The sequence below is a fragment of the Nocardia cyriacigeorgica genome (genome assembly GCF_010868145.1).
GTDB lineage: Bacteria > Actinomycetota > Actinomycetes > Mycobacteriales > Mycobacteriaceae > Nocardia > Nocardia cyriacigeorgica_D.
The window spans coordinates 143,467-154,875 of record NZ_JAAGUY010000014.1 but is presented as its reverse complement, the minus strand read 5'-3'; the positions used below and the strand labels follow the sequence as shown (position 1 = coordinate 154,875).

Genomic DNA, 11,409 nt, shown 5'->3' with positions numbered 1-11,409 from the left:
TGTCATCACTGCGAGTGCTCGGCTCGGTCGGTGAACCGATCAACCCGGAGGCGTGGCGCTGGTACCGCGAGGTCATCGGCGCCGGCAGCACACCCATCGTCGACACCTGGTGGCAGACCGAAACCGGATCCATCATGATCTCCCCACTGCCCGGCATCACCGCCCCCAAACCAGGCGCCGCCATGACCCCCCTGCCAGGCATCTCCGCGCGCGTCGTCGATGACGACGGCACCGAACTCGGGCGCGGCAAGTCGGGCCTGCTGGTACTGGATCAGCCGTGGCCGTCGATGCTGCGCGGCATCTGGAACGATCCGCAGCGCTTCCAGGAGACCTACTGGGACCGCTTCGGTGCCTCCGGTTGGTACTTCGCTGGAGACGGCGCACGGCTCGACGCCGACGGCGACCTGTGGGTACTCGGCCGCGTCGACGACGTCATGAACGTCTCCGGACATCGCATTTCCACCGCCGAGGTGGAATCGGCCCTTGTCGCCCACGGCGCTGTCGCCGAAGCCGCCGTCGTGGGTGCCACCGACACCACCACGGGCCAGGCCATCGTCGCCTTCGCCATCCTCACCGCCGAGGCAGGCGCGGTCGACGGCGACCGTGCCGGATTGATCACCCAGCTGAAGGCCGAAGTGGCGCGGCAGATCAGCCCGATCGCCCGGCCCCGTGATATCCATATCGTCCCGGAGCTGCCGAAGACGCGCAGCGGCAAGATCATGCGACGCCTGTTGCGTGACGTCGCGGAAGGCCGCGAACTCGGCGACACCTCCACCCTGGTCGACCCGACAGTGTTCGAGTCCATCGCCCGCGGGTAATCCCCGTGCATATGGCGGACCCGGTCCGTGAGGGGGATCGGGTCCGCCGTATGGGTATTGAGGCCGGACCACCCTTGCGGATGGTTTCTACGTTCGTGAGAAGTCGCGGCCGGTCGCTAGGAGCAGCAGATCGATCGCCGGGGCGTCGACCTGCTCGGGGCCCGTACCATAGGCCCATTCCACGTCGGTTGCGGTGAGTCGCATTCCCGCCAGACGCTGACGCGCACCGTAGAACCGGCTGGCGAGAACGTGATCGAGGGCAGCGACGACCCGTTCCGGCGGGGTGTGCCTGCTGCGGCCGAGCGGGCGAGCGATGTCCTGCTCGTGCACGATGATGTCCACCAGCGGATCGGCCGGTGCCGCGCCCGGTGCCCGCCGTGACGACCCCGCCGATTCGCGTAACTGCGCGATCAGCTCGGTGGGTGTGAATCGCGCCGAGCGGCCACGCGCCATCTCAGCGGTCATCCGATCCCAATTGCCCCTGGCCCGGATCAGACCGACGACAGTGTCGCGGACCGCGTCGGGCGAGGTGAGGTGGGCGAGCACATCGTGGACCGTCCAGCCGGCACACAGCGAATCCCGCGCCCATTCGTCCTCGCTCAGCTCATCGAGAAAGTCGGCGAACGCCAGCCGCTCCGCACGCAACCACATCAGGATCTGATCACGGTCCATCGTCGATTCTCCCGGTCGAAGGGTCGGTCAACGATAGGACGGGGCCGGGCGGCGGAAATCATCGCGACACGCCCGATCCGCGTCTCCGTGCCGCCGCGCACCACACCGGCACCCAAGTGGACGCATGACCTGGCACGCCACGAGATACCTTGCGCGAAGCGAATATTCAGAGTTGGAGTACCTTCTTGCGCATGGAGGTTCTGCTGCATCAGATCGACGCGTTCGCGGACGCACCGTTCTCGGGCAATCCGGCTGCGGTGATGCCGTTGCCCACGTGGCTGCCCGATGCGCTGTTGCAACATCTGGCCGAGGAGAACAACCTCGCCGAAACGGCCTTCTATACGCCCGGACTACCCGCCGAGGCGGGGCCGCCGCCCGGCGACTGGCCCGCATTCCACCTGCGCTGGTTCACCCCGCGGGTGGAGGTGGAAATGTGCGGGCACGCGACGCTGGCGAGTGCGGCGCAGATCCTGACCGATATCCAGCCCGGCGCCGACCGGGTCAGTTTCTACACCCGCAGCGGGTGGTTGCACGTCGATCGGACCGATGACGACGAATATGTGCTCGACCTCCCCGTGGTTCCGTCGATCGAGACCGACCCCGATCCGATGCTCGTCGCGGCACTCGGCGTACGGCCGGTGCGTGCCTACACCGGCGCCGATGCGGTGATCGTCGTGGCCACCGAGCAGGAGGTGCGTACCCTGCGGCCCGCGCTGGACCGGTTTCCGCCGCTGCCCCGTGGCGCGATCGTCACCGCACGCGGCGACGAGGTGGACTTCGTCTCCCGGTTTTTCGGCCCCGGCGTCGGTGTTCCCGAAGATCCGGTGACCGGGTCCGCTCATGCCCAGCTGGTGCCGCTATGGAGCCGCGAGCTCGGCCGCAATCTGCTGACCGCTCGTCAGCTCTCGCGCCGTGGCGGTCTGCTGCGCACAGAGCTGGTCGGCGACCGGGTGCTGCTCATCGGCCGATGCCGGCGGTACCTGGACGGTGTGGTGACGCTGCCAGACGAGGGGTGACGCATCCACCGTTCATCTCTCGTGGACGCTGACCTCCAGCAGATCGGATGCGCGGACATCGGTCACCGCTCGGCAGCATCGCGGGCGGCCACAATCGCGAGAGTCGACGCGGCCTCGTCATTCGCCATGACGATCGCTGACGCGCCCGGACTCAGAAGTCCGGGACCGGACCGTCGTCGGGCGTCGTCGTCACGAACTCGGTGGCGTCGGGCAACAGCGGGACGATCGCGAAACCGCCGGCGGCGGCGTCGGCTGGCAACGCCTCCACCGCGCGGATTCCGTTCTGGGCAGCCAGGTTTCGCAGCTGATCCAGGCTGGCGCGCACGATCAGGCCGACCGCGCACGCACACCCGGCCCGCAGCCGGGCGACCGAGACTTCCGTGACCTTCCGCATGCGCTCGTCGACATATCCGGAGCGGCGCAGCTGATCCAGCAGCTGCCATGCGGCGTCCTCCGCCGAACGCAGAACCACCGCGTCACCGGCCGGGACCTGCACCGTCATCAACTGTGTGTGCACGCGGGGCAGCGGCACCTGATACAGCACTCGGCCGATCCGGAGACCACCTGAACGTTCCAGAAGTTGTTGCGGGGTCTGATATTCGGTGAACGACACCAGCGCCCAATGCTCGCCGGTATCGGTGCCGGTCAGCGAATCCTGCGCCCGCGCCAGATAGTCCGCGACGGCCTCACCCTGCTCGGGACCGAGCCGATCGGTGGACACACCGTCCGAGCGTTGCGGTTGCATCGCACCCACCACGATCAGCACGACCACGGCCACCGCGACGACCCCCGCGAACACCGCCCGCACGGCGCGCGTCGTCCGGAAACCACCGCCGTCCTCGTCCGGCGCGGCGTCGATCCCGTCGGGTTCGCCGGGCACCGTCAACACCTGCTCCGGGACGCCTGGTCTCGGGGGCAGCGCTCAGGCATTGCGCAGAACATCGAGGGCGTTGGTCAGGTCGGCCGGGTACTCGCTGGTGATCTCCAGATACCGGCCGTCGGCCGGATGCTGGAAGCCGAGCGAACGCGCGTGCAACCACTGCCGTTGCAGGCCGAGGCGTTCGGCCAGGCGTGGATCGGCGCCGTAGGTCAGGTCACCGCAGCAGGGGTGGCGGATCGCGGAGAAATGCACCCGGATCTGATGAGTGCGGCCGGTTTCCAGGTGGATATCGAGCAGACTCGCCGCCTGGAATGCCTCAACGGTGTCGTAGTGGGTGACGCTGGGACGGCCGTCGGCGGTGACCGCGAACTTCCAGTCGTTTCCGCGGGCGCGGCCGATGGGGGCGTCGATGGTGCCGCTGCTTGGATCCGGATGTCCCTGCACCAGCGCGTGATACCGCTTGTCGACGGTGCGCTGCTTGAACGCTCGCTTGAGCATGGTGTAGGCGTGCTCGGACTGCGCGACCACCATCACCCCGGACGTGCCGACGTCGAGCCGGTGCACGATCCCCTGACGTTCGTGCGCGCCGGAGGTGGAGATGCGGTACCCGGCCGCGGCCAGCCCGCCCACCACTGTCGGCCCGGTCCAGCCGACACCGGTGTGCGCGGCGACGCCGACCGGTTTGTCGACGGCGACGATATCGTCGTCGGCGTAGAGGATCTTCATCCCCTCTACCGGCTCGGCGTCGATGGTGAGCTCGCGCTTCGGCTCGGGGAACACCACCTCGAGCCAGGCACCCGCGGTCAGCCGATCCGATTTACCGGCGGCCACACCGTCCAGCTGCACCGAACCCTCTTCGGCCAGCGCCGCCACCGCGGTGCGCGACAGGCCGAGCAGCCGCGACAGGCCCGCGTCTACCCGCATGCCGTCGAGCCCATCGGGCACCGGCATGGTCCTGGTTTCCCTCACGCCGCGCTCCCCTCGCCGGCCTTCGCCGATTCGCCGTCGGTGGTTGTGTCGGTCGGCTCGGCAGCGCTGGTCGTCGCCGCTTTCGGGCCGGTATCCGGCGCATCGCCTGCGGGGCCCGTTGAACCGGGTTCGTCGTCGGCATCGCGGTCGGCGGTCTCGGAATCGGCGGCCGCGGACCCCGTGTCAGCGGTGTCGGTCTCAGCCGAATCCTCACCGCGTCCGATCCTGTTTCCGTTGGGCTCGAACCCGAACACCGTGAGCACGACAAGCAGGATGGCACCGCACACGATGGCCGAATCGGCGACATTGAACACCGGCCACCAGCCGACCGCGACGAAGTCGACCACATGACCCTGCAACGGCCCCGGCGATCGGAACAACCTGTCCACCAGGTTGCCGAGCGCACCACCGAGCACCATGCCGAGGCCGATGGCCCACCACATCGAGCGCAGCGTCCGGCCGATGCGGATCACCCCGATCACCACGGCGGTCGCGACCAGCGTCAACAGCCATGTCATTCCGGTCGCCATGGAGAAGGCCGCGCCCGGATTGCGCACCAGGCTCAGCCGCGCGAAATCGCCGATGAGATACACCGGCTCGCCGGGGGTCAGCGTGGCGACCACGATGATCTTGGTGAGCAGATCGAGCGCGAACAGCACCGCCGCGATCACCAGCAACAGCCGCAGTCGCTGCGGTGGGCGCGCCGGAGCCTCGGGGGGCTGGTCGGCGGTGCTTGGCTCGGGTGGCCGGTCGTCACTCACGCCGACCATCATCTCTCGAGGCGCGAACGACGCTGTGCTGTGGTCACCGCATGTCCCAGCGGATCCTCAGGATCCGGGCGCCGCACGTCCCAGCTGACACTCAGGAAGCGGTCGTAGTCTGTTGCTCGTGACGGTGTTGTCTTCTCCCCACGCACCCCGGATCGCGCGTTCCGGAGTGCTGATCATGGTGCTCGCGGTCGGGTTGTCGGCATTCGGTGTCGGTTGCAGCGACGGTTCCGAGCCGTCGTCGGAGGCCGAGGGCACCGAGCCGCTCGGTATCGGGCGCGAAGTGACTGTGCCGATCGCCGCCGCGGTGGCCACGGTCGATTCGCCGGGCAGCGAGCCGCGCAGCTCGCTGCGCGCGGGTTTCCCGGACGGCACCGTGCAGGAGGTGACGCTGCGCACCGATCACCGCATCCAGCAGCAGATCAACGATCAGCCCGCCCGTGACTTCTCCAATCCGGCGCTGACCATCCCGTTGACAGCGCGCACCGGCGCCGAGGGCGTCGACCTCACCCTCGGCGCCGTCACCACCCCCGATCCGTCGTTATCGGAGGCGCTGACGGCCGCCGACGGTTCGCACGCCGGTTTGGATATGAGCGAATTCGGCTCGATCACCGCGTTGCGCCTTGCCCCCTCACCGGATACCTCCAACTCGGCGCGCGCCGCGATCGAGCAGGCGTTCTATCAGGCGGTGTACCAGTCGATCACGCTCCCGGACGAGCCGGTCGGTGTGGGCGCGGTGTGGACGGTGCGGCAGGAGGTGACCGGCGGGGTGTCACTCGATCAGGTGACCACCGCGACGTTGACCGAACGCGACGGGAACCGGCTCACCATCGACCTGGCGGTCGCCCAGACACCGAAGTCGCGGATCTGGAATCTGCCCAACGAGGCGGGCACCCTCCAGATCGAGGACTACATGATGACCGGCGCGGGCACGATCATCGTCGATCTCGGCCTGCCGCTGCCGGTGTCAGGGGCGATCGATATCGGTGGGCAGCAGTCCTACCTCGATCCGCGCACAGATACGCGGCTGCGTCAGACGATCAGCACCCGGGTGTCCTGGGGCGAGTGAGGCCGCCGCGTGTCGCGATCGGTGTTGTTTGTCGGTGCCCGGGCCTAGGCTCGGAACCGTCCGACAACCGATCGAGACCCAGGAGGTCTTGCGATGTCCGATGTCTCCCCGATTCCCGAGGGCTATCCCCGTATCTGTCCCGGCCTCGCCATAGACGGCGCCGCCGAGGCGATCGAGTTCTACAAGAAGATTTTCGGCGCCACCGAGCGCATGCGTATGCCGCGCCCGGATGGCAAGGTCGCCCACTGTGAACTGCTGGTCGGCGACTCCGTGCTCATGCTCGGTGATCCGTCTCCGGAAATGAACTTCCGCGACCCGAAGACCGTCGGCGGCACCCCGGTCAATTTCAATATCTATCTGCCCGACTCCGACGCCGCCTACAACGCGGCCATCGCCGCAGGCGCCACCGCGATCACCCCCGTGGAAACCCAGTTCTACGGCGACCGCTCGGGCAGCTTCACCGACCCGTGGGGCCACCAGTGGACAGTCTCCACCCACGTCGAGGACGTCGCCCCCGACGAAATGGAACGACGCATGGCCCAGTTCACCTGAGCTTCCCGACGTCAACGCGTGGACCCGGCCGCGGCACGATCCGCAGCCGGGTTCCGCGCGTCGCTCAGGCCGCCCCGCCAGGGGACGCGGGGATGAGCTTGTGGTCCTCGTCGCGCAGTGAGGCGGTGACCCACCAGGCCGCCTCGACCAACACGATGCCGACCGCACCGCAGATCACCGCGGCGGTGGTGAGCGAGACGTTGGACGGGTCGAGTTTGAAGAACTCCCTGGTGAACGGAATGCTGAACAGCAGCAGGTAGGCCAGCACCGACGCCGCCAACAGCACCACCTTCCACCACACGTACGGCCGCGCCACGATGGCAAGCACCCAGACCGCGATCATGATCAGGGTGATGAGCGCGGTGGTGCCCGCCTGCACGGTCTGCTCCTCGGTGGCTTCCGGTCCCGCATAGGCGATCAGATAGGCCACGAAGGTGGCCACACCGATCACCACACCCGACGGGATCGCCAACCGCATCACCCGGCCAACGAAACCGGTTCGCGCCCGCTCGTTGTTCGGCGCCAGCGACAGGATGAACGCCGGAATGCCGATGGTGAACCAGGCGGCGATGGTGACATGGCGCGGCAGGAACGGGTACCCGATCGGCTCGTAGTCGAAGATCTGCGAGCCGACACCGGCCAGGCCGACCAGGAAGGCCAGCAGCACCGAGTACACGGTCTTGGTGAGGAACAGATTCGAGACCCGCTCGATATTGCCGATAACCCGGCGACCCTCCCCCACCACGTATGGCAGGGTCGCGAACTTGTTGTCCAACAGCACGATCTGGGCGACCGCGCGGGTGGCGGGGCTGCCCGAACCCATTGCGACGCCGATATCGGCGTCCTTGAGCGCGAGGACATCGTTCACGCCGTCACCGGTCATGGCGACGGTGTGCCCGCGTGATTGCAGCGCACCGACCATGGCGCGCTTCTGATCGGGACGCACCCGGCCGAAGGTCGTCTGCTCGTCGAGCACGTCGGCAAGTGCCGCGCGGTCCTCCGGCAGTCCGCGCGCGTCGACCGCATGGTCGCCGCCGGGCAGGTCGAGCGAGGAGGCCACCGCACCGACCGACACCGCGTTATCGCCGGAGATGACCTTGATCGACACGTCCTGGCTCGCGAAATAGTCCAGGGTCTCGCGGGCGTCCGGGCGCACCTTCTGCTCCAGCACCACCAGCGCGACCGGAGTCACGGTGCCGGGGGCGTCGGGTGCGTCGACGGGACGGTCCCCGCGCGCGAGCAACAGGATGCGCAACCCGGAGGCACCAAGCTCCTCGGCCACCCGCGCGTCCTCCGAGCCGGGATCCAGCAGCACATCCGGCGCGCCCAGCAGCCAGTCACCGTGCTCGCCGTAGGAGAACCCGCTCCATTTCTTGGCCGAGGAGAACGGCGCGACCGCGGTGTACTGCCAGTCCGGCCGTTCGGGCAGCCCCTCGGCGATCGCCTGCACGCTGGCGTTCGGGCGCGGATCGTCACCGGCCATAGCGGCCAGCGCCCGCCGTACCTCGGCGTCGTCGGCCGAGCCGAGCACCTTGATATCGGCGAGCCGCATACCGTTCTCGGTCAAGGTGCCGGTCTTGTCCGCGCACACCACATCGACCCGGGCCAGGCCCTCGATCGCGGGCAGTTCCTGCACCAGGCATTTGCGCCGGCCGAGCCGCACCACGCCGACGGCGAACGCGATCGAGGTCATCAGCACCAGGCCCTCGGGGACCATCGGCACCAGCGCCGCCACCATGCCGGTGACCGCGGGCCGCCACGACTGGCCACTGGAGAACAGCTGGTTGTAGATGATCAACGCACCGGCGGGGATCAGCAGGTAGGTGATGACCTTGAGAATGGTGTTGATGCCATTGCGCAGTTCGGAATTGACCAGGGTGAACTTGCTGGCTTCCTCGGCCAGCTCGGCCGCATAGGCGTCCCTGCCGACCTTGGTGGCGCGGTAGGCGCCGGACCCCGACACCACATAGCTGCCCGAGAGCACCTGTGCGCCCAGCTCCTTGTGCACCGGGTCGGCTTCACCGGTGAGCAGCGATTCGTCGACCTCGAGCAGTTCGGATTCGGCGACCTCACCGTCGACCACGATCTGATCGCCGGGGCCGAGCTCGATCAGCTCGTCGAGCACCACATCCTTCGGTGCGATCTGCTCGGACTGCCCGTCACGGCGCACCGTCGGCTTGGCCTGGCTGACGATCGCCAGCTGATCGAGGGTGCGTTTGGCGCGGATCTCCTGAATGATGCCGACCGCGCTGTTGGCGACGATGAGCAGACCGAACATGCCGTCGATCACCGAGCCGGTGGCCATCACCAGCACGAACAGCACGCCGAGGATGGCATTGATCCTGGTGAAGACGTTGGCGCGGACGATATCGCGCACCGAGCGGCTGGCCCGGTCAGGGACATCATTGGTGCGGCCGTCACGACGGCGCTCGGACACCTCGGCAGCGGTCAGCCCGGTCGAACGCGGCGCCTGCACGGATATCGACATGGCTGCCAGCCTAAGCGACGGCCGACCACGCAGCCCTTCTCAGCGCGCACGACCGGGCCCACGTGCCCGCCAGAAGCGATGCGGCGGTAGGGGTCAGCGCGAAGTGCCGTCGGACGAGTGCGGGCCAAGCCGATCCCGTGTGTCGGGTTAGGTGTCGCAACGTAGGCGGTGCGGGCTCGTTCCCCGCATTCTTCGCGCTCCCGGCCATGCCCCAGGCAACTTCTTGCTACAGTCGTAGCAACGGGCTACGCTCGTAGCATGAGTGCACTGCCTGCCCGGGAGCTTCGTAATCACACCGCTGATGTGCTCCGTCGCGTCGAAGCGGGTGAGGAGTTCGAAATTCTGAAGGACAACCGGCCAGTCGCGAAGATCATTCCACTCCCCCGGCGGCGCCGGTGGGTGCCCGCCGCGGAGATCACTCAGGAGTTGCTGCGGCTTGGGCCGGACACCACGGGATTCGCCCAAGAGCTGCGGGAGACCTTGCCCGACACGACCGACGACCTGCCGTGGTAGGCGCGCAGCGAGCGATCGCCGACACTTCGATATTCATCGGTTTGGAAGCCAAGCGATACGACTCGTCCCGATTCGAGGACTACGAGTGGGGGGTCTCGGTGATCACGCTGGGTGAACTGCGACTCGGGGTGATCAACGCTCGCGATCCTGAATCCGCGGCCCGCAGGTTGTCCACATACCAGCTCGCACAGCGATTCGAGCCGATCGAGGTGGACGAAATGGTCGCGGAGACATGGGCACTGCTCGTCTCCCGCTTGCGCGCAGCAGGACGAAGAGCACCGATCAACGACAGCTGGATCGCCGCTACCGCACTGGCACACGGCATTCCTGTCGTCACCCAGGATGGCGACTACGACGATATGCCCGACCTTCAGGTCATCAAACTCTGAACCGATGCCCACCTCGCGGTGGGCCGGTTTCGCACTCGTCTGGGCGGCGCTTGCGGTGTTCACCAGGTATGCGTCGGTCTGCGTGCGCAGGCGAACCCGCGCCACCGAACTGGTCGATCCCGCCCCGGCGACCCCGGCCCTCGACCGGCCGCGCGCTGAGGTCGGTTCAGGGCAACGATCGCTCCGGTCGCCCGGCCGACTGTGAAACCACACAGAAAAGGGGCGCGACGAGCTCGTTTCGGTTAGATTCTCCGCGATTCGATCCCGGCATCACGTCGGGATCACCATGGAGCGCACTGATATCGGAGGTCGGACGGCTGTGAACGACGAGATCCTGGACCGGGCCGCGGGAGCACTAGTCGGCAGCGCCGCCGGAGACGCGCTGGGCGCAGGCTACGAATTCACCCATCCCGGCCCTGACTCGGAGATCGGCATGATCGGCGGCGGAGTCTTCGGCTGGGCGCCGGGCCAATGGACCGACGACACTTCGATGGCCATGGCGATCGCGCTGGCGGCCGATAAGTCCGCTGGGGGCATCGATCTGGACGAGGTGGCGGCGGGGTTCATGCGGTGGTGGGATTCGCAGCCGCCGGATGTCGGGGTGCAGACCTCGAAGGTGCTCGGTGCGGGACCGGCCACGGCCCGCGATATGCAGGCGGTCGCCATGTCCCTGCCAGGGCTGACCGGCGGTAACGGCTCCCTGATGCGTACCGGGCCGGTCGCCCTTGCCTTCCTCGACCGGCCGGAGGAATGCACGCGAGTGGCGGGGACGATCGGCCTGCTCACCCATCACGACCAACAGGCCATCGAGGCGTGCGAGATGTGGAGCCACGCCATCCGGCACGCCGTCGTGGAGGCCGGCTTCGACGGCGTCCGCGAGTACGCCGCACGCTGCCCAGCCGCCGACTACTGGATGCCGCTGCTCGATCAGGCCGAAACCGGTACGCCGCAGGACTTCCCGAAGAACGGCTGGGTCGTACACGCCCTGCAGACCGCGTGGTGGGCCATCACCACCACCGAACAGTCGGGGCCCGAACACCTTCCGCGCGCGCTGGAACGGTGTGTGCGCGCCGGCGGCGATACCGACACCACCGCGGCCATCGCTGGTGCGCTACTCGGCGCCCGCTGGGGAGCGTCGGCGGTGCCCGCCGAGTGGCGCCGGATACTGCACGGCTACCCGGGGTTGACCGGCGACGATCTGGTCGTGCTCGCACATCGGATCGTGCTGAAGAACGCGGGCTAGCCGGCACGCGCGCCGGACTCGGTTGTGGTGGGC

Annotated in this window: 12 protein-coding genes and 1 pseudogene; 8 read left to right on the top strand and 5 right to left on the bottom strand. The window is 68.0% G+C overall.

Annotated elements, in window-relative coordinates:
• Positions 1-818: AMP-binding enzyme (locus GV792_RS17980; protein WP_163825272.1), on the top strand; the 818-nt coding region annotated here is incomplete at its 5' end.
• An 87-nt stretch (positions 819-905) separates the two neighbouring features.
• On the opposite strand, the gene GV792_RS17975 is transcribed toward GV792_RS17980, so the two are convergent.
• Positions 906-1,490: a maleylpyruvate isomerase family mycothiol-dependent enzyme gene (locus GV792_RS17975; RefSeq protein WP_163825271.1), complete on the bottom strand. Its 585-nt coding sequence runs from the start codon at positions 1,488-1,490 to the stop codon at positions 906-908.
• A gap of 191 nt (positions 1,491-1,681) precedes the next feature.
• On the opposite strand from GV792_RS17975, the gene GV792_RS17970 reads away from it, so the two are divergent.
• On the top strand, positions 1,682-2,506 hold the full coding sequence (locus tag GV792_RS17970; protein ID WP_163825270.1) for a PhzF family phenazine biosynthesis protein: 825 nt from the start codon (positions 1,682-1,684) through the stop codon (positions 2,504-2,506).
• 151 nt (positions 2,507-2,657) lie between these two features.
• Here GV792_RS17970 and GV792_RS17965 read toward each other — a convergent pair whose 3' ends face one another.
• Genes GV792_RS17965 through lspA form a run of 3 tightly spaced genes read right to left on the bottom strand, consistent with a single transcriptional unit; the run spans position 2,658 to position 5,128 of the window.
• The gene (locus GV792_RS17965) at positions 2,658-3,386 is read right to left on the bottom strand and encodes a hypothetical protein (RefSeq protein ID WP_309139124.1); all 729 of its coding nucleotides are present in this window, start codon (positions 3,384-3,386) and stop codon (positions 2,658-2,660) included.
• A 42-nt stretch (positions 3,387-3,428) separates the two neighbouring features.
• Complete coding sequence (locus GV792_RS17960) at positions 3,429-4,355, bottom strand: RluA family pseudouridine synthase (protein WP_163825269.1); 927 nt, start codon at positions 4,353-4,355, stop codon at positions 3,429-3,431.
• Complete coding sequence (gene lspA / locus GV792_RS17955; protein ID WP_256668103.1) at positions 4,352-5,128, bottom strand: signal peptidase II; 777 nt, start codon at positions 5,126-5,128, stop codon at positions 4,352-4,354. The genes GV792_RS17960 and lspA overlap by 4 nt, the downstream gene beginning before the upstream one ends.
• A gap of 172 nt (positions 5,129-5,300) precedes the next feature.
• Between lspA and GV792_RS17950 the strand changes: the two genes are divergently transcribed.
• Positions 5,301-6,191 (top strand): hypothetical protein, encoded by an 891-nt coding sequence (locus GV792_RS17950; RefSeq protein ID WP_175584520.1) that lies wholly within the window; start codon positions 5,301-5,303, stop codon positions 6,189-6,191.
• 93 nt (positions 6,192-6,284) lie between these two features.
• Entirely contained in the window at positions 6,285-6,743 is a 459-nt protein-coding gene (locus GV792_RS17945; protein ID WP_163825268.1) for a VOC family protein, read from the top strand.
• 64 nt (positions 6,744-6,807) lie between these two features.
• Here GV792_RS17945 and GV792_RS17940 read toward each other — a convergent pair whose 3' ends face one another.
• On the bottom strand, positions 6,808-9,231 hold the full coding sequence (locus GV792_RS17940) for an HAD-IC family P-type ATPase (RefSeq protein ID WP_163825267.1): 2,424 nt from the start codon (positions 9,229-9,231) through the stop codon (positions 6,808-6,810).
• 258 nt (positions 9,232-9,489) lie between these two features.
• Between GV792_RS17940 and GV792_RS17935 the strand changes: the two genes are divergently transcribed.
• The 4 genes and pseudogenes from GV792_RS17935 to GV792_RS17920 all read left to right on the top strand — a co-directional run bounded on the left by GV792_RS17935 (position 9,490) and on the right by GV792_RS17920 (position 11,376).
• Positions 9,490-9,744, top strand: coding sequence for a type II toxin-antitoxin system Phd/YefM family antitoxin (locus tag GV792_RS17935; protein WP_163825266.1), 255 nt, complete (start codon positions 9,490-9,492; stop codon positions 9,742-9,744).
• Positions 9,738-10,133, top strand: coding sequence for a type II toxin-antitoxin system VapC family toxin (locus tag GV792_RS17930; RefSeq protein WP_163825265.1), 396 nt, complete (start codon positions 9,738-9,740; stop codon positions 10,131-10,133). Before GV792_RS17935 ends, GV792_RS17930 begins: the two co-directional genes overlap by 7 nt.
• Positions 10,132-10,338 (top strand): annotated as a pseudogene (locus tag GV792_RS17925) (hypothetical protein); the annotation flags it as partial. The gene GV792_RS17930 and the pseudogene GV792_RS17925, both read left to right, overlap by 2 nt.
• An 81-nt stretch (positions 10,339-10,419) precedes the next feature.
• On the top strand, positions 10,420-11,376 hold the full coding sequence (locus tag GV792_RS17920) for an ADP-ribosylglycohydrolase family protein (RefSeq protein WP_163825264.1): 957 nt from the start codon (positions 10,420-10,422) through the stop codon (positions 11,374-11,376).
• The last annotated feature ends 33 nt before the right edge of the window (positions 11,377-11,409 follow it).